Source organism: Variovorax sp. CCNWLW186 (assembly GCF_037203865.1).
Classification (GTDB): domain Bacteria; phylum Pseudomonadota; class Gammaproteobacteria; order Burkholderiales; family Burkholderiaceae_C; genus Variovorax.
Map to the genome: position 1 here is coordinate 23455 of NZ_JBBCBO010000010.1, position 17916 is coordinate 41370.

Annotated in this window: 12 protein-coding genes; 6 read left to right on the forward strand and 6 right to left on the reverse strand. The window is 67.4% G+C overall.

Going from position 1 to position 17916, the window contains the following annotated elements:
* The first annotated feature begins 85 nt into the window (after positions 1 to 85).
* The 3 genes from V9K97_RS13990 to ctaD are packed head-to-tail and all read left to right on the forward strand — an operon-like array spanning position 86 to position 3968.
* Positions 86 to 496 (forward strand): c-type cytochrome, encoded by a 411-nt coding sequence (locus V9K97_RS13990; RefSeq protein ID WP_337295043.1) that lies wholly within the window; start codon positions 86 to 88, stop codon positions 494 to 496.
* On the forward strand, positions 493 to 1443 hold the full coding sequence (locus V9K97_RS13995) for a cytochrome c oxidase subunit II (protein WP_337318708.1): 951 nt from the start codon (positions 493 to 495) through the stop codon (positions 1441 to 1443). The genes V9K97_RS13990 and V9K97_RS13995 overlap by 4 nt, the downstream gene beginning before the upstream one ends.
* Positions 1440 to 3968, forward strand: coding sequence for a cytochrome c oxidase subunit I (ctaD, locus tag V9K97_RS14000; RefSeq protein WP_337318710.1), 2529 nt, complete (start codon positions 1440 to 1442; stop codon positions 3966 to 3968). Before V9K97_RS13995 ends, ctaD begins: the two co-directional genes overlap by 4 nt.
* Positions 3969 to 3972: 4 nt before the next feature.
* On the opposite strand, the gene V9K97_RS14005 is transcribed toward ctaD, so the two are convergent.
* Positions 3973 to 4830, reverse strand: coding sequence for a class I SAM-dependent methyltransferase (locus V9K97_RS14005; RefSeq protein ID WP_337318712.1), 858 nt, complete (start codon positions 4828 to 4830; stop codon positions 3973 to 3975).
* A 72-nt stretch (positions 4831 to 4902) separates the two neighbouring features.
* Here V9K97_RS14005 and V9K97_RS14010 point away from each other — a divergent pair, with 72 nt between their 5' ends.
* The 3 genes from V9K97_RS14010 to V9K97_RS14020 all read left to right on the forward strand — a co-directional run bounded on the left by V9K97_RS14010 (position 4903) and on the right by V9K97_RS14020 (position 7432).
* Positions 4903 to 5349 carry a helix-turn-helix domain-containing protein gene (locus tag V9K97_RS14010; protein ID WP_337318715.1) on the forward strand — a complete coding sequence of 149 codons (447 nt, stop codon included), beginning with the start codon at positions 4903 to 4905 and terminating at the stop codon, positions 5347 to 5349.
* A gap of 26 nt (positions 5350 to 5375) precedes the next feature.
* Positions 5376 to 6947, forward strand: a complete 1572-nt coding sequence (locus tag V9K97_RS14015) for a hypothetical protein (protein ID WP_337318718.1) — start codon at positions 5376 to 5378, stop codon at positions 6945 to 6947.
* Positions 6948 to 7093: 146 nt separating this feature from the next.
* Positions 7094 to 7432, forward strand: coding sequence for a PRC-barrel domain-containing protein (locus tag V9K97_RS14020; protein ID WP_258505623.1), 339 nt, complete (start codon positions 7094 to 7096; stop codon positions 7430 to 7432).
* 60 nt (positions 7433 to 7492) lie between these two features.
* Here the strand turns inward: V9K97_RS14020 and V9K97_RS14025 are convergent, their stop codons facing one another.
* The 5 genes from V9K97_RS14025 to V9K97_RS14045 all read right to left on the reverse strand — a co-directional run bounded on the left by V9K97_RS14025 (position 7493) and on the right by V9K97_RS14045 (position 17875).
* Positions 7493 to 7882, reverse strand: a complete 390-nt coding sequence (locus V9K97_RS14025; protein WP_337318721.1) for a hypothetical protein — start codon at positions 7880 to 7882, stop codon at positions 7493 to 7495.
* A 129-nt stretch (positions 7883 to 8011) separates the two neighbouring features.
* Positions 8012 to 13057 (reverse strand): malto-oligosyltrehalose synthase, encoded by a 5046-nt coding sequence (locus V9K97_RS14030; protein ID WP_337318723.1) that lies wholly within the window; start codon positions 13055 to 13057, stop codon positions 8012 to 8014.
* On the reverse strand, positions 13050 to 14906 hold the full coding sequence (treZ, locus tag V9K97_RS14035; RefSeq protein ID WP_337318725.1) for a malto-oligosyltrehalose trehalohydrolase: 1857 nt from the start codon (positions 14904 to 14906) through the stop codon (positions 13050 to 13052). Before treZ ends, V9K97_RS14030 begins: the two co-directional genes overlap by 8 nt.
* Positions 14903 to 17065 carry a glycogen debranching protein GlgX gene (gene glgX / locus V9K97_RS14040; protein ID WP_337295067.1) on the reverse strand — a complete coding sequence of 721 codons (2163 nt, stop codon included), beginning with the start codon at positions 17063 to 17065 and terminating at the stop codon, positions 14903 to 14905. The genes treZ and glgX overlap by 4 nt, the downstream gene beginning before the upstream one ends.
* 54 nt (positions 17066 to 17119) lie before the next feature.
* On the reverse strand, positions 17120 to 17875 hold the full coding sequence (locus V9K97_RS14045; RefSeq protein ID WP_337295068.1) for a mechanosensitive ion channel family protein: 756 nt from the start codon (positions 17873 to 17875) through the stop codon (positions 17120 to 17122).
* Positions 17876 to 17916: the final 41 nt, after the last annotated feature.

Sequence of the window (17916 nt, forward strand, 5' to 3'; positions counted from 1 at the left end):
GCAACATTCAATTGGCGGCATTGTCCGACGCGCACCGGCGCCGCCGTGTCGGCGCAAGCCGCGTTCCTGTCCGCACAATCTCGGCATGCTGGCCGCCCTGCCGTACCGCGCCGTGCTCGCGTTTGCCGTACACCCGTTCGCCTTGCTGTTGCTGGCGCTGCTCTCGAGCGCATGCACGTCGCAGGAGAGCGGCCCTTCGTTCGACCACGCGCCGTGGGCGCAGGTGGAAAGAGGAAGGCTTCTGCTCGCGCAATACCAGTGCGGCAGCTGCCACGCCATTCCCGACGTGCAGGCGGCCCGCGGACGCATGGGGCCCACGCTGGCCTCGTTCGGGCGCCGCAGCTACATCGCGGGACATGTGCCGAACGGACCCGAGCACCTCGTCCGCTGGATCGTCGCACCGGGAGCGCTGGTGCCGGGTACCGTGATGCCGGCAATGGGCGTTTCGCCCGATGATGCGCGCGACATGGCGGCCTACCTGCTCTCACTCGAATGAGCGAAGGCCTGCCGCAATCCGCACTCCGGGCCGCTGGGCCGGTCGCCGAGACGCTGCTCGAGGTGAGCGGCGTGCTGGTGGTGGGCGGCACGCTGATCTTCGCCGGCGTGATGCTGCTGCTGGTGCTAGCCATGCGACGCCGCAAGGGCACCGTGAACGCGCGCTGGTGGCTGATTGGCGGCGGCCTGGTGTTTCCGACGGTGGTACTCACCGCGCTCTTCTTCTACAGCGAATGGCACCGGCCGCCATGGCGGCCGATTCCACCGCCCGGCGCGCTGATCGTGGGCGTGACCGGCCACATGTGGTGGTGGGAGGTGCGCTACCGCGACCCGGCCACCGGCGCCGAAGTGGTCACGGCAAACGAAATCCGCATTCCGGTGGGGCGGCCCGTCTACTTCGGGCTTGGCAGCGCCGACGTGATCCACAGCTTCTGGGTGCCTTCGCTCGGCGGCAAGATGGACATGGTGCCGGGCCGCGTGCAGCACCTGCAGCTGCAGGCCGACCGGCCCGGCACCTGGCGCGGCCAGTGCGCCGAATATTGCGGCGAGCAGCACGCGCGCATGGCGCTGCACGTGGTGGCTGAGGAGCCCGCGGCCTTCGATGCCTGGCTTGCGGCGCAGGCAAAACCCGCGGCCACTTCAGCCACTTCGCCCGCGTTGCCGCGCGAGGTCGAGCGCGGCCGCGAAGCCTTTCTTGCGCACCGTTGCAACGCCTGCCACACCGTGCGCGGCGTGAGCGAAGAAAGCCGCCTTGGCCCCGACCTCACCCACGTCGGCAGCCGGCTGCACCTGGGCGCCGGCACCGTGCCCAACGACCCCGCCCAGCTGGCCGCGTGGGTGGCCCACACGCAGCAGCTCAAGCCGGGTGCACGCATGCCTTCGTCCGGCAATCGCATCGGCGAGGCCGACCTTCAACTGATCGCGGCCTGGCTCGCGCAACTGAAATGACCCACGCCGCGAACGACCTTGCAGACCTGCCGCCGCGCCCCGAGGGAGAGCGCGAGGCGCTGGAGCGTGCCTGGGAGCCGCCCACCGGCTGGCGCCAGCTTTCGGCCGTCAACAACACGCGCATCGGCGTGTTCTACATTGCCGCGGCCATGCTGTTCTTTGTGCTGGCCGGCATCCTGGCGCTGCTGATGCGCACGCAGCTGGCCGTGCCCAACAACGGCCTTGTCGACGCCAACACCTACAACCAGCTCTTCACGATGCACGGCACCGTGATGATGTTCCTGTTTGCGGTGCCCATCGTCGAGGCCGTGGCCATCTACTTGCTGCCCGGCATGCTCGGTGCGCGCGACCTGCCGTTTCCGCTGCTCTCGGCCTATGCGTTCTGGGCCTACTTCATCGGCGGCCTGGCCTTCTTCTGCACCATTTTCTTCGGCGAATCTCCGGACGGCGGCTGGTTCATGTATCCGCCGCTCACCGGCAAGGAGTTTTCTCCCGGGCGCGGCGCAGACTGGTGGCTGCTGGGCATCGGGTTCATCGAAATCTCGGCCATTGCGGGCGCCATCGAATTGATAGTGGGCATTCTGTTCACACGCGCGCCGGGCATGAAGCTGATGCGCATGCCCATCTTTGCCTGGGCCATGCTGGTGAGCGCGCTGATGATCGTCATCGCGTTTCCGGCCGTGATTGCCGCCACCATGCTGCTGGAGCTGGAGCGCGCGTTCGACTGGCCCTTTTTCATTCCCGCGCGCGGCGGCGATCCGCTGCTGTGGCAACACCTGTTCTGGTTCTTCGGCCACCCGGAGGTCTACATCATCTTCCTGCCAGCAGCGGGCATGGTCTCGATGATGGTGGCCACGCTGGCGGGCACGCCGCTGGTGGGCCACCGGGCCGTGGTGCTGGCGCTCATCGGCGTGGGCGTGGTGAGCTTCGCGCTGTGGGCGCACCACATGTTCACCGCGGGCCTGGGCAACCTCTCGCTGCTGATCGTGTCGGCAGCGAGCTTCATCGTTGCCATACCGAGCGGCGTGCAGGTGTTCGCATGGATTGCCACCTTCTGGCGCGGCCGCGTGGCGCTGAACGCGCCCACGCTGTTTTTGCTCGGCTTTCATTTCATCTTTGTGCTGGGCGGCCTCACCGGGGTGATGGTGGCGGTGCTGCCCTTCGACTGGCAGGCGCACGACAGTTACTTCATCGTTGCGCACCTGCATTACGTGCTGATCGGCGGCATGGTGTTTCCGGTGTTCGCGGGGTTTTACTACTGGGCGCCGCTCTTCAACGGCCACTGCCTCTCGGAGCGCTGGGGCCGCTGGGTGTTCGGGCTCATGTTCGGCGGCTTCAACCTCACGTTCTTTCCGATGCACATCGCGGGCATGCTCGGTATGCCGCGGCGCGTGTACACCTATGACGGCAGCCTGGGCTGGAACGCGCTCAACATGCTGTCGACCGTGGGCGCCTACATCCTGGCCGCCGGCGTGCTGCTCTTTTTCATCGATGCGTTCCGCACGCTGCGGCGGCCGTCCACCGACCACGGCAATCCCTGGCGCGCGGGCACGCTCGAATGGCTGCCGCCGCGCGAATACGGCGCGCGCAGCATTCCGCAGATCGATTCGGCCTATCCGCTCTGGAAGAACCCCGCGCTCCCGCAGGAGGTCGAGGCCGGCCATCACTGGCTGCCCGGCACGGTGTTCGGCGGCCGGGAAACGCTGATGACCAGCCTGCGCGACGCACGGCCGCTGCACCTGCTGCGCCTGCCCACGGACAGCTGGTGGCCGCTGGGAGCGGCCGCGGGCACGGCGGGCTTCTTTCTTCTGTTGACGGTTTCGCAGCCCATCCCTGCGTTTGCATGCGGCGTGCTCGCGGTGGCGTTCATCCTGCGCTGGTTGTGGGATTCGGATCTTCCGCCGCCGGTTGCGACGGTGGACGTGGGCCGCGGCGTGCGCCTGCCGGTCGGCGCGCATGGCAGCACGTCGCATTCATGGTGGGCGATGATCGTTCTGATCGCGGTGGACATGACGATCTTCGTCTCGCTGCTCTACACCCACGTGCACCTGGCTATGGCAAGCGATGTGTGCCCGCCTCCCGGTGCCGCGCTGCCGGCCATGCGCTGGCCGCTGGCCTCGGCCCTGCTGCTCGCGGCCAGTTCGGGCGCCATGCTGGCGGCCACGCGCATGGTTCGCACCTCGCAGGCACGCGGCCAGCGCTGGCTGCGCGTGCTCGTGGCGCTGGCCATGGCCGGCGCTGCAGCCTCGGCCGCGCTCGACATCGGCGGCCATCTGCTGGCGGCGCTCGACCCGCGTGCGCAAGGCTGGAGTGCATCGGTCAGCATGCTGCTGGGCTACCAAGCCTTTCACATCGCCGTGCTGATGCTGATGGGCGGCTACGTGCTGGTGCGCTCCTGGGCAGGCCGGCTGCTGCCCACGGCGCGCGCGACCATCGACAACACCGGGCTCATGTGGCACTGCGTCACAGCGCAGGGAATCATCGGTGTGCTGACTGTGCAACTGGTGCCGCGGCTGCTGGGTTGAGCCGCTACGCAGCCGGCGCCTCTGCACCAATCATCCAGCAGGCCGCGGTGAAGCGAACCTCGCTGCCGCGCACATAGGGCTCGAACGCCGCGCGCACGGTCGCTACAACCTGCGCCCGCCTGCGCTCGTCCGTCTCGTCCTGAAGCACCAGGCCGACCGGGCCGAGCCGCGTGATGTAGCCCATCAGATCGCTCTCGGGCAAAGTGCATTCCACGTCGATGGGTCGGATGTCGATGCCGGCCCAGCCGCTCTCTTCCAGGATGGAAGCGATCCGGTCCCGGTCCGCGAAGGCGAACTGCCCCGGCGCACCCGGCTTGCGGGCCGGAAGGTTCGGCAGCAACGGTGCCGCGGCGCGCTCGGCCGCGGTCATGAACGGGTTCTCCGCGGCGCTGCGCCATGCAATGGCCCGAAGCTTCGCGCCGCCCCTGGCCGCATTCAGCAGGTTGGAGAACGCCTGGACCGGGCTGTCGAAGAACATCACGCCGAAGCGCGAAACGATCATGTCGAAGCTCGCCGGCTCGAACGGGTGCCTCTGCACATCGCCGCACACAAAGCTTGCCGGTGCGCCTTCGCGCCCGGCGCGTGCCCGCGCGACGGCAATCATCGGCTCTGAAATATCGGCGCCGGTGCAGCCACCCTCCGTGCCGAGCGCACGTGCAATGGCCAGCGTTGTCGCACCTGTGCCGCAGCCTACGTCGAGTACCCGGCGCCCGTGCGCGGCGCGCACCTCATTCACGAGCAGGTGTTCGAACGGGGTGAACAACCGGTCGAGCGACTCCTGCGCATCGACCCAGGCGCGCCCCGCGCGACCGTTCCAGAGTGCGGCTTGCTCGTTGTCTTCCGTGTGCTGCTTGATGTTCATGATCGTCTTCCTTGCATGCCCGAACGGGCGGAAGCTAGACTTTGCAACTTCAAGTCGACTTGAGGTCAAGTGGTGGCAGCAACTCATCTGGACATTGCCGAAGTGGCGCAGCAATCCGGCGTTCCCGCATCGACGCTGCGCTTCTACGAAGAGAAAGGGCTCATCGCCTCCACCGGCCGGCGCGGCTTGCGCCGCCTGTTCGATGCGGGCGTGCTCGAGCGGCTGGCGCTGATCGCGGTGGGTCGCTCCGCCGGCTTTTCGCTCGAAGAGATCGGCCGCATGTTCGCGCCCGGGGGAATGCCGCGCATCGACAGGCAGATGCTCGCGGCCAAGGCCGACGAGCTCGACAAGACCATTCGCAAGCTCAGCGCCATGCGGGACGGCCTGCGCCATGCCGCCGCCTGCCCCGCGCCCAGCCATATGGAATGCCCGACGTTCCAGCGCATCTTGCGGGCTGCGGCGTCCGGGGCGGCCAAGCGTTCGCCCAAGGCAAGTGCACTAAGATCCGCCCGCTCCTGAACTCGGCCACTGGCCTTGCATTGCCCATGACGCATTACCTGCGCCGCGTTCTCTGTGTCTTGCTGTGCCTGCCGGTGTGGGCCTTGGCCTCGGAGCCGTCCCGATTTGCCACCGCCCTGCGCGAAACAACGGTGGGCGACAACGCAGCGCAGGCTTTCTTCCTCGTCGGCCAGTTGCGTAGCGCGGGGGCGCCCCCCGCCGACATCGAAGCCTTGCGCCGCGAACTCCTGCATGCGTACGTGGCGCAGGTCACCAGCCCCGCCGCGCCACCCGCGCCCCGGCCTGGCGCGTGGGAATCCTTCAAGCGCCGCTTGCCCTGGATGGCGTTCGCTCCTGAAGACACCGTGGCCGCCGCAATTGCACGCGGCCACACGCGAAGCGACGTGCTCGACGCTTCCTTTCGCACTGCTTGGCAAGGGGCGCTCAACCACGGGCTGATTCCACGCTGGGAGACTGGCGCCGCGCGCGCGCCCTTCTTCACCATCATGATGCGCGACATGGAACCCGTCGCACCCGGCCTATGGGCCGCACCGACGAGTGGCGGCAGGGTTCGCCTGATGCTGGCGCTGCGCCTGGCCAACACCTCCACGCGGCCGCTCCCCGTCTTCCGGCCCGACATCGTTCTAGGCGGCCTGGCGTTTGCGTGCACCTGGGATCGCCCGGAACAAAACCTGAGCGAAATGCAGGCCAACGCTGTGACCATGGTGCAGCCCGGCGCGGTGTCCGAACCGCTGGCCTGCGAGGCGCAGCCAGCCCCCATGCATTGGCGCGAGCAGTTGCCGGCGCTAATGACGGCCGGCGGCGATGCCGCCGCAAAGCCGCTGCTGGTGCCGCACGACATGGACAACGCCCGGCGCGTGTACCACCTGGAACTCGCGCTGAGGGACCTTGCGCCGCAAGACGAAACCTGGGGCCGGCGGCGGCTAATTGCGCAGCAGGAACCGGCGCGGCAATGGGCGCCCGGCGCAAACCCGCTGGAGCCACCCGTGTCCAGCCATTGGGCCGCGGGCCCACACAAGGGCTGGAAGTCGTCTGCAGAGGCGCTGAAGAATTTCATGGCCGCCACCGTGCTCGCGCTTGGCCTGTTTGCCGCAGGTCGCGGCCTGCTGCGCGTCGGCATGCCGAAGTTCGCCGTGGCCGCGGGTACGTTGCTGGCCGGCCTTGGCATGACGGCACTGGCCGCCGCCAGCCTGGGCCGCGGTGGCACGGGCTATGCGCATCCGCTGTACACCGGCATCGGCATATGGAGTGTCTACTTCGGCCCTGTTCTGCTCTGCGTGCTGGCGCTGCACGGCCTGCACAAGCTGGTGGACGACGAAGGAACCACCTGGTGGGAGACCGTGGTCAAAGGATGGCGCAAGACGCTCGACCTGGGCTCCGCCACCAGCCGCGCCGAGTTCTGGGGCTTTGTCGCGCACTGCGCCTGGTTGTGGGCCCTTGCACGCATCTGCCTCGTGCCGCTGGACCGCTGGATCGGCCTTGTGCTCTTGCTGCCGCTGACCACCATCAGCGTTCGGCGGCTGCGCAGCATGTCCCCAGCCGAGATGCTCGGCCTGGGCTTGACCGCCGTCGGCTTGGCGCTGCTGATCTTGATCTGACCTGCGCCCTTGCGCGGGCGGACTCCTACAGCACGATCATCGCCTGGCCGATGCGCCGGAATTTTTGCAGGCCGAAAGTTGCAGCTCTGGGCATTGCAACATTCAACGCCGTCATCCCCAGAAATGCCGGCCGGAGACATCCTTCCATGACAAGCGCCAATCCGGTTATTTCTTCAGAGCGTGTCGAGGGGACTGCCGTCTACAACGCGGCGGGCGACAAACTCGGCACCATCGACGACCTCATGATCGACAAGGTTTCAGGCCAGGTCCGCTACGCCGTGATGGAGTTCGGCGGCTTCCTGGGCATGGGCACCGACCGCTATCCAATTCCCTGGCCCATGCTGAAGTACGACACCGCGCAAGATGGGTATGTGGTGCCGCTGGACAAGGCACAGCTCGAGGGCGCGCCCAAGTATGCGAGCGACCGCGTGCCTGACTACGACGACAAATACAGCGGCACGGTGGACAAGTACTACGGGCTGTAAAGAGCTAGAGGGGTTCGGCGGGCGCACCCGCCGAACCATCGAGGGGCAAACAGAAGCCCCTCAATCGACCTTCGATGCCTGGAAGTAAGGCTGCGAAGACTCCATGAACGCGTGATGCAGGCGGGCAAGCTCGCGTGCGAGTTGCTGAGCCTCAGATCGGCCTTGCTCCGAGCCTGCTTTCATCTCGCGAACGGCGGCCTCGAAACGGACAGTCGCGTCCTTCCACTCTTCATAGCGCGCCAGGAACTCGTCCCAATCGAGAGCATTTTCCGCCCGGCTGCCTTCGAGCGGTGTTTCTCCGCGCGCGGCTTGGAGCTCCCAAGGACTTGCCTCGACGTTCGGCCCCTCGGTGAATTCGTCGGCGGCTTGTTTCAAGTCTGCCGGCGAAGGCGCGGGGTGACCGGGGCTATGAGATCCGCTCTTGTCGACTGGTTGGTGAGATTCAGCCATGAGATTCTCCTGAAAGTTTCTTCATGGCACGGTCTGCGATTTGGGGCAGAGACGATGTCGGACAGATGCCGGGAAGGTGGTCGGTTCATTGGGAGTCTGCAAGTCGCGCGGTTGTCGGAACTAGGTTGCTCAGCCTCTGAACGCAGCCCAAGGCATCCGGGCAAACGCCTCGTCGAGCACAACCACATTGCCGTTCACCGCCAGCGACTCGCCGCTCAACACGTTCTCCAACCCCGCACTTCCAAACCCCTCAGGCAACACAACCTTCGTCCCGCGCCACGCATCCGCCCCGGGAAGCACCGGTGCGCCACCCCGCCCCTCACCCCCCGCAACCGCAGCAAACAACCGCCCCGCAATCACCACCAGCGTGCGCCCTTCATGCCTCCGCGCGAAGGCCACCACATGCCGGGCCAGCGGCCCTTCGACCGCGAGCCCTTCATAGCTTCCGTCGCGAAAAAGCTCCGCATGCTCACGCCGCAGCGACAGCATCCGCCAGATGAACCAGAGCTTTGCGCTCCCATCGTGCGGCGCCTCGGCGAGCGATTGCACCCGTGTCGGCAGATCGGCTTCGCCGGCCATCGCCTGAAGCTGATCGAGCCGCTTGCTGCGCAGTTCATAGTCCACCGGGCGCCGGTTGTCGGGGTCGACCAAACTCAGGTCGATGAGCTCACTGCCCTGATACAGATCGGGCACGCCGGGCGAGGCGTACTTCAGCAGCGTCAGCGTCAGGCCGTTCCATGCGCCGAACCATGAGAGGCGATCGGCCATGCGCTGGATGTCGGCAAGGCAGCCGCCTTGCGAACGATCGGAAAGAATCTTTCGTACCAAGGCCTCCAGCGCCTCTTCGTACTGCGCGTCGGGCTGGGTCCAGCGCGTGTGCGACTTGGATTCGCGTGCGGCCTTTTGCATGTACTGCAGCACGCGCTGTTCATACGCCGGCGCGGCTTCGGCGCTGAGTCCGCCGAAGGGCAAGGTGCCGAGCAGGGTCTGGTAGAGCAGGTACTCGTCCGCGCGCGAAGGCGCAGCGGCCTCGTGCCCTTCACGGCAGAGCGCGTGCCAGCGCACGAGCGCATCGCGCCACTCGTCCGGCATTTCAGAAAGCACGTCGATGCGGTTGCGCACGTCTTCCGAGCGCTTGTTGTCGTGCGTGGAAGTGGCCAGCATGGTGTGCGGCCAGTGGCGCGCGCGGTCGGCGCTGAGCGCATGAAACTCATCCACATCGAAGCCGAACTGATCGGGTTCGCCGCCCACCTCGTTGAGCGCACTGAGCGGAAAGTAGCGGTAGAACGCGGTGTCTTCCACGCCCTTGGCCGCGACGGGTGCGCTGAACTGCTGAAAGCGCACCGCGAACCGGCGCACGCGCTCGGCCAGTGCGGGCGTCGCACGCTCGGCGGCCTCGCCGCGCAACGAGCGGCGCACAAAGGCGAAGATGGAACGGTCGGCATCGAGGCTCTGGCGTTCGGCTGCGTCGGTGGCGGCATCGATGAAATGCGCGTCCTGCACGGAGGGCGCATCGACAATGTAGGTACGGTACACCGGCATGCATGCCGCCACGCCGGCCAGTGCGCGGCGCAACGCATTCAGCGTGTAGTCGCGCGTGGTGCGGTCGGCGCGCGCAATTCGCAGCAGCTCGGTGGAGAGCACGTTCAGTTCCGACGCGAGCGCGCTGCGCATGACCTCGTGCTTGCCTGCGCGGGCCACGGCATCGAAATCTTGCGCATCGGCGGTGAAGCGGTGCCAGGTTTGCCGCAGCGCGTCAGCCGCGGCCGTGTCCACAAGCACGCCGTTGGCCACATTGGCAAAACGGTAGCCGGTAGTGCCGTGCACGTGCCATTCAACGGGCACTTCTTCTTCGGAGGCGGCGATTTTCTCGGCGACCACATACAGCGGGCGCTGGGGCCTGCCGTCGGGCCCCGGGGCCGGCAGCACGATGCCGGCGCGGCGCGCGTAGCCTTCCTGCAGTTGCCTGAAGTAGCGCGCGGGGTCGTACAGGCCGTCGGGGTGGTCGATGCGCAGGCCGTCCACCACGCCGGCCGCGGCCAGGTCCAGCGCAAAGGACTGCGTGGCCTCGAAGACCTCGTCGCGCTCCATGCGCACCGCCGCCAGGTCGTTGATGTCGAAGAAGCGCCGGTAGTTGATTTCGTCTGCCGCCACACGCCAGTACGCAAGCCGGTAGGCCTGCACCTCGATGAGCCGGTGCAGCTCGTCGCGCGCGCTGTCCGATGCCAGGTTGAGTTCGGCCACCGCAGCGAGCACGGCGCGCGCCAGCGCGGGATGCGCCTGCACCAGCTGCGCGAGACGGATCTTGAACAGCTCCTTGTCGCGCACGCGCTCCGTGCGCTCTGAAGGCGCTTGCGCATGACGGGCCGGCAGGTGGCCGAAGGCTGTCGCAAGACTGGCGAGCTCCGCCGCAAGCGCCGGGTCTCTGAGGTGCGGCAGCGCGCGGCCCAGCACCACCGGATAGCTTTCGGGCGCGAGCGGAAACCGGTGGTCGAAGTAGCGCAGCGCAAAGCTGCCCTGCGCCGCTTCGAAATGCAGCACCAGGTCGCCGCTGGAGAGCACCTCGCCGTAGTGGCCGCCGAGCACCGGCAGCAGCACCTTGCCGGTCAGCTCCTCGTTGAGCGGCTGCCAGTCGATGTCGAAATACTGCGCGAAGAGCGAGGCCGGGCCGTTCTCCAGCACGTCCATCCACCACGCGTTGTCGGCGCCGAGCACGCCCATGTGGTTGGGCACCATGTCGAGCAGCTGCCCGAGGCCGTTGGCCTGCAGCGCCTCGACAAAGCGCGCGAAGCCTTCGGCGCCGCCAAGCTCGGGGTTGATCTCCGCATGGGCCACCACGTCGTAGCCGTGGGTGCTGCCCGCGCGGGCCCGCTGAATGGGCGAGCAGTACACATGGCTCACGCCAAGCTGCGCCAGGTAAGGCAGCACGCGAATGGCATCGTCGAAGCTGAAGCCCTTGTGGAACTGCAGGCGGTAGGTGGCCCGCGGCACGCGCGCCTGCAGAAGCGGCGCCGGCTCCGCGCTTGCGCTGCGTCTAGGCCGCGCCGCGCGCAGGTGCCCGGCCAGGCCTTGCATGGCGTCGCTCGCGGCCAGCGCCTCCACCGGCGACGAAAGCTTGCGCCGCCAGTTGGGATGCGTATCGACCGTGCCGGGCATGTTGGCCTGCTCGACTTCGCCGGCCACGTCTTCCAGCTGGAACACCATCAGCGCCGAAGGCGCCGCCGCCAGGAACGCATGAATCGCCTGCATGGCCCGGGGCGAAGGCGTTGCGAGTGCCAGTGCCTGCGCGGCCTCGTCGTCCGACAGCAGCCCCGCCTCGCGCACCGCCAGCATCAGCCGGATGCGTTCCTGCGCCCGGTCGAGCAGTTGCTTGTCGAACAGCCGGGGGTCGGGAAAAAGGCCCAACGCCAGCCGCAGCCGAAGGTCGTGCCCCGACCACCAGCCTGTGAGCGTGGCAAGGTCGTGCGTGCTGATGGCAACCAATGCCGCGGGCGGGTATGCCGCGGGCGGCGTGAACCCGCTGCCCTGCTTTTCGAAATAGAGCAGCCGGTAAGACAGCACATCGGCACGCGCGAGCGCATCGCGCATCGCGTCTTCGACCGTGCCCAAATCTTCACCCACGACCATGCAGCGGTGCCGATGGCTCTCCAGGGCCACGATGGCGAGCATCTCATCGACCGCGTAGCGCACGTACGCGCCGTCGTGGGCGGTGCGGCCTGGTGGAATCCAGAACAGGCGCATCAACCCCATGACGTGGTCGATGCGCAGCGCGCCCGCATGGCGCATGTTCTCGCGCAGCATCTGCACGAAGGGCTGGTAGTGGTTGGCGCGCAGGCGGTCCGGCCGCAGCGGCGGCAGGCCCCAGTTCTGCCCGGCCGGGTTGAACTCGTCCGGCGGTGCGCCGATGCTGGCGCCCACCGCAAAGCAATGCTGCGCGCCCCACGCGTCGGAGCCGCCGCGATCTACTGAAACGGCCAGGTCCAGGTACAGGCCGATGCCCATGCCCAGCGCCTCGCAGCGAGCGCCCGCGCGCGCAAGCTGGCGCTCGGCCAACCATTGCAGGTACTGGTGGTACTGCAGGCGGTCCGCATGCTGAGCCGCAAACTCTTGCACCGCGGGCGAGTCGATGTCACGGTAGGCCTCCGGCCACACGAGCCAACCCCAGCATTGCGGGTCTGCCGCCGCAAAGTGGGCCTGCAGCGCTTCGAACAGCGCATGGCGACGAAGCGGCTCGCCTTGCTCGGCAACGAAGTCGAGAAGGGCCTTGCCCGCTGCGTCCGGGCCACCGGTGCGCAAAAGATGGTGCGTTCTGAAGTGATCGAAAAGCAGCTCGAGCACTTCGAACTTGGCAGCGGCCACGCCGGCATGGTCCACAAGCGGCGCCTCTCGCAGCGCGGCCAGCCTTGCCTGGAACTCGGGCGATTCGACGCGGCGGCGCGCGGGCTCGCAAGCAGCAAAGTCGTCCACCGCCTCGACGTCGATGTACAGCACGTTGAGCCGCTGCCGGGACGAAGGGCTGTAGGGGCTGGCGCGTTGCGGGTCTGTAGGGAACAGCCCATGCAGCGGGTTCAGCCCGACCACATCGGCGCCCTGCCCGGCCATGCTGTCGATGAGCGTGTCCAGGTCCGTGAAATCGCCGATGCCCCAATTGCGCGGCGAGCGCAGCGCATACAGCTGCACCGCCGGCCCCCACACACGGCCGCCGTCGCGCACAGCCGGCGGGCGGTAGCAGCGCCCGGGAGACGCGACGACCATGGTTTCGCCGTCCAGGCCATCGATCCGCAGCCAGTGGTAGCCGGGCGCGAGCGACTCGCCCAGGTGCAGGACGCAGCCGCCATCGTGCAGTGCGTGCGCATCGGCTTCGCCATCACGCAGGCGGCCTTCTTCATCGCGCAAGTGCCAGCGAAGCTTGCCGGCAAGATGGCCTTGCCGCGGCAGGTGCACGCTCCAGTGCGGCGCCTGCGCCGCGACAACCAGCACCGGCGGTATGGCCGGCTCGGTCACATCGCCCGGTGCCGCACCCGCCTGCACACCAAACTCGGCCAGCAATGCGGCAAGGTTCTCGGGCGTGGCGTGGCGCTGCGTTCCAAAAGCGTCGAAATAGGTGGCGGAGATGCCGTAGTGCCTGCAAAGGCGTTCCAGCGCATCGGCGGACCACTGGGTCGAATCAACCACCGGCCACGTCCTCCAGCGTTGCGTGCACGGCGCCGCGCTCCAGCCGCAGGCCCGTCGCCTCCGCAGCAGCCCCTGAGCTGTAGACCGCCGCGCCGGGCGGTGCCGCTGCTTGCGTGGCGGCTTCCGCACCAAAGTTGGCCAGCAGATGAAGGCGCTTGGCTTCGTCGCCGGCCGCGGTGCCCGACAACTCCCATTGCACCTGCACCACGCCGTTGTCGCAGCGGTAGCTTCCGCCGCGTCGGGCGCCGGCCAGGTGCGGCACCAGCATGCGGTGGCGCACCTCGAGCAGTTGCTGCATTTCGCACAGCCGCGCAAAGTGCGGTTGCGTGCCACGCTCGCGCCACCGGAGCTTCGAGGCGGCGAAGGTCTCTTCGGCGTTCGGGTCTGGAATGCGGGCACGCGCCGCTTCGTCGGCAAACGCGGCAAAGCCGCCGAACTCCGAGCGCCGCCCTTCGGCAACGGCCGAGGCCAGCTCGGGCCCGAAGTCGCAGAAGTACAAGAACGGCGACGACGCCGCAAATTCGTCGCCCATGAAAAGCATGGGCACATGCGGCGATAGCAGCACGCAGGCAAACGCGGCACGCACCTGCGCCGGGTCGCCCATGGCATGAATGCGTTCGCCGAATGCACGGTTGCCGACCTGGTCGTGGGTCTGCAGGTAAGACACGAAAGCGGTCGAGGGCAACTGCGTGCTGGGTTCGCCGCGCAGCTCCCCGCCGCGGAAGGCCGATGGCTGGCCCTGGTAGATGAAGCCTTCGGCCAGCGCGCGCGCAAGGCGGCACGCGGGGTCGTCGGCATAGTCCGCGTAGTAGCCGTCGCGCTCGCCGGTCGTCAGCACATGCGCCGCATGGTGAAGGTCGTCGTTCCATTGCGCGGTGCCCGCCACCGGCAGGCCAGCGCTGTCGCGCGCCAGCAGCGAGGCCAGGTTGGCGTCGTTCTCCAGCACCAGGTGCACATGCCTTTCGCGTGCGGGGCCGTTGTTCAGCGCCTCGCGGATTTCCTGGACGATGTGCTTTTCGGACGAATCGCGAATGGCGTGGATCGCGTCCATGCGCAGGCCGTCGATGTGGAACTCTTCAATCCAATACAACGCGTTGTGGATGAAGAAGTCGCGCACGGTGCGCGACTCGTCGCCGTCGAAGTTGATGGCGGCCCCCCAGGGGGTGCGCTCCGCCGCGTTGAAGAACTCGGGGCAGCACGCGTGCAGGTAGTTGCCCTCAGGCCCGAAGTGGTTGTAGACCACGTCGACCAGCACCATGAGGCCGAGCCCGTGCGCGGCATTGACCAGCGCCTTGAGGTCGTCCGGCGTTCCGTAGCTTGCGTCGGGCGCGAACTGCAGCACGCCGTCATAGCCCCAGTTGCGCGCGCCCGGAAAATCCGCCAGCGGCATGAGCTCGATGGCGGTGATGCCAAGTTCGGCCAGCTCGCCGATGCGCTCGCGCGCAGCCTGGAAGGTGCCCTCTTCGGTAAAGGTGCCCACGTGCAGTTCGTAGACCACGGCTTCATGCCAGGGCCGGCCGCGCCAGTCCGTGTCGGTCCATTCGAAGCGGCCCGGGTCGACGATGCGGCTCGGGCCATGAACGTCGTCCGGGTTGTAGCGCGAGGCCGGATCGGGAATGGTCAGGCCGTCGGCGAGCCGGTAGGCGTAGCTGTCGCCGTGGCGCGCATCGGCCAGCGTGAGGCGGTGCCAGCCGTCCGCATCGCGCTGCATCGCGTGCGAAGCGGCCGCGCCTTCGGCCGGCGTGTGCACCAGCGTGATGCCGTCCGCCGAGGGTGCCCAAAGCGCAAAGTCGACGCCGCGGTCGCTGCTTACGGTGGCCCCGAAGGGCATGCGATGAGCGCGCTTCATGGCCGCACATCCGGCCGGCTCAGCACCACGAGCGAGCGGCACTGCAGCGGGTAAGCGGGCTCCGACCACGCGGGCGCGAGCGCGGCCACGTCTTCGGTGGCGGGCGGCGGCGAACCGCTGGCGGTGTCCAGCAGCAACCGCCATGCGCCGTAGGGCGCGGGCGGCAGCGTGAACCTGATCTCGTCGTGATGCGCGTTGAACAGCACCAGAAAGTCGTCGTCGTGCTGCGCCTCGCCGCGCGGCCCGCGGTCGACGATGCCGCCGCCCGACATGTACATGGCAAAGCACCTGGCGTTGGCGTCGCCCCAGTCTTCGGGGCGCATCTCTGCGCCGTCGGGCCTGAGCCAGAGCACGTCGGTCACGCTCTCGGCCTCGCTCGGCTTGCCTGCGAAAAAGCTGCGCCTGCGAAACGAGGGATGCGCGCGCCTGAGTGCGATGGCGCGCTCCACGAAGGTGACCAGCGCTTGCCGCTCGGGCGTGGGGGTCCAGTCGATCCAGCCGAGTTCGTTGTCCTGGCAGTAGACGTTGTTGTTGCCGTTCTGCGTGTGGCCGCGCTCGTCGCCGGCCAGCAGCATGGGCACGCCCTGTGAGAGCAGCAGCGTGGCCAGCATGTTGCGCTTTTGCCGCTCGCGCAGCGCCACGATCTCGGGGTCGTCGGTCGGCCCTTCCGCGCCGCAGTTCCACGAGATGTTGTGGCTGTTGCCGTCGCGGTTGTCTTCGCCGTTCGCTTCGTTGTGCTTGTCGTTGTAAGAGACCAGGTCGTTGAGCGTGAAGCCGTCGTGCGCGGTGATGAAGTTGATGCTTGCCGTGGGCTGCTTGCCCGACCAGCCATACAGGTCTTCGGAGCCGGTGAGCCGCTTGCCCACCTCGCCGATCAAGCCTGCGTCGCCCTTCCAGAAGCCGCGCATGCCGTCGCGGTAGCGGTCGTTCCACTCGGCCCAGCCCAGCGGAAAGTTGCCGACTTGGTAGCCGCCGTGGCCAAGGTCCCATGGCTCCGCAATGAGCTTGACCCGGTTGAGCGTCGGGTCTTGCCGTATCGCATCGAAGAAACCGCCCAGGTTCTCGACCTTGCCCGACTCGCGTGCCAGCGCAGAAGCCAGGTCGAAGCGGAACCCGTCGACGTGCATTTCCTCGGCCCAGTAGCGCAGCGAATCCATCACCAGCTGCAGCGCATGCGGATGCTCCAGGTTGACGGTGTTGCCGCAGCCGGTGAAGTCGTCGTAGTAGCGCCGGTTCTCGGCGTTGACGATGTAGTAAGAGGAGTTGTCCACGCCCCGCATCGAAAGCGTCGGCCCCAGCTGGTTGCCTTCGCAGGTGTGGTTGTAGACCACGTCGAGAATCACCTCGATGCCTGCAGAGTGCAGCGTCTTCACCATGGTCTTGAACTCCTTCACCTTGCCCGAGGCGCTATAGCGCATTTCGGGTGCGAAGTAGGCCAGCGAGTTGTAGCCCCAGTAGTTCTGCAGGCCCTTTTCGGCCAGGTGCCTGTCGTTCAGGAAACTGTGCACCGGCAAGAGCTCCACGGTGGTCACGCCCAGCCGCTTCAGGTAGTCGACCACCGGCGCGCAGCACAGGCCGCCGTAGGTGCCGCGCAGTTCGGTCGGCACGTCGGGGTGGCGCATGGTGAAGCCGCGCACGTGCAGCTCGTAGATGACCATGTCCTGCCAGGGGACCGATGGGCGGCGGTCGTCGCCCCAGGTAAAGGCGGTTTCGAGCACACGGCCCTTGGGCACCAGCGGTGCGCTGTCGCGGCGATCGAACGACAGGTCTTCGCGCTTGCTGCCCACGGTGTAGCCGTAGAGCGCATCGCCCCAGCGCAGCTCGCCGACCAGGTCCTTCGCGTAGGGGTCGACCAGCAGCTTGTGCGCGTTGAAGCGGTGTCCTTCTTCGGGCTTGTACGGCCCATGCACGCGGTAGCCGTAGGCAAGGCCTGGGCGGGCCTCGGGCAGGTAGCAGTGCCAGATGCCGTCGGTGCGCTCGCGGATCGGGATGCGCTGGATTTCGTGGCGGCCCTTCTCGTCGAAAAGGCACAGGTCAACGCCCTGTGCATGCTGGGAGAAGAGCGCGAAGTTGACGCCCTCCCCGTCCCAGTTGGCGCCGCGCGGATAAGGGCGGCCCGGCCACACGGCCGTGATGGAAGGTCGTTTGCTGCGTGTCATCAATTCGAATGTGGGAGAAAGAGGCGAAGGAGAAAAACGAGGTGCGAGAAATGCTCAGCGCGGCGGCCGCTCGCCCGGCGAGCTGCCTTTGCTGGGCTCGACGACGATCGTCGGTGTTGTCGTGGTGGTGGTGCTCTTGCCCTGGGGCTCGCGCGGCCACCAGCGCTCGATCTGCGCCGCGGCCCAGTCCTTGCCCGCGAGTCCGAAGGCCAGCGCCAGGGCAAACACCACGCCCGCCAGCACCACCAGGAAGCTCTCGCGCACGATGTCGCCGCCCACCTTGATCTGGTCCAGCGCAATCAAGATGACGAAGGCCATCACCGCATAGCGCGCAATCTGCCCCAGCAGCACGGCATCGCGCATCTGCGCACCGCGAAAGTAGCTCGACACCGCCTCTCCCACGAAGCGGGCGAAATACGATCCGAAGGCCAGCACCAGCAAGGCGACGAACAGGTTCGGCACAAACCACACCACGCGCCCGAGCAGGTCGGCGATGTAGCTCAGCCCCAGGCCGTTGAACGCCACCAGCAGTGCCGCAAGAATGACGAGCCAGTAGGCCAGCACGCCGAAGAGGCTGCTGGTGTCGCCGCCCCACCCGCCCTGGCGCAAGAAGTTGTCCAGCCCGGCACGTTCTGTCAGCACGTTGAAGTTGATGGCGCGCAATGCCTTGGTAACGGCAAAGCGCACCGTTTTGGCGATCAGCCAGCCGGCGAGCACCACGACGAGTGCAATGGCCAGGCGAGGCACGAAGGCCCCAACCTGGTAGAGCATTGCGTTCAGCGGCTCCAGGTGAATGCCAAATCGGTCCATGAGTCTCTCCGGTGCGTGAATGCGGTTGCGGACAAAAGCGG

Coding starts and splice junctions, on each gene's coding strand:
- V9K97_RS14005 (WP_337318712.1), bottom strand. CDS start 4,830: ATGAACATCAAGCAGCACACGGAAGACAACGAGCAAGCCGCACTCTGG.
- V9K97_RS14020 (WP_258505623.1), top strand. CDS start 7,094: ATGACAAGCGCCAATCCGGTTATTTCTTCAGAGCGTGTCGAGGGGACT.
- glgX (WP_337295067.1), bottom strand. CDS start 17,065: ATGACACGCAGCAAACGACCTTCCATCACGGCCGTGTGGCCGGGCCGC.
- V9K97_RS14045 (WP_337295068.1), bottom strand. CDS start 17,875: ATGGACCGATTTGGCATTCACCTGGAGCCGCTGAACGCAATGCTCTAC.
- treZ (WP_337318725.1), bottom strand. CDS start 14,906: ATGAAGCGCGCTCATCGCATGCCCTTCGGGGCCACCGTAAGCAGCGAC.
- V9K97_RS13990 (WP_337295043.1), top strand. CDS start 86: ATGCTGGCCGCCCTGCCGTACCGCGCCGTGCTCGCGTTTGCCGTACAC.
- V9K97_RS14015 (WP_337318718.1), top strand. CDS start 5,376: ATGACGCATTACCTGCGCCGCGTTCTCTGTGTCTTGCTGTGCCTGCCG.
- V9K97_RS14025 (WP_337318721.1), bottom strand. CDS start 7,882: ATGGCTGAATCTCACCAACCAGTCGACAAGAGCGGATCTCATAGCCCC.
- ctaD (WP_337318710.1), top strand. CDS start 1,440: ATGACCCACGCCGCGAACGACCTTGCAGACCTGCCGCCGCGCCCCGAG.
- V9K97_RS13995 (WP_337318708.1), top strand. CDS start 493: ATGAGCGAAGGCCTGCCGCAATCCGCACTCCGGGCCGCTGGGCCGGTC.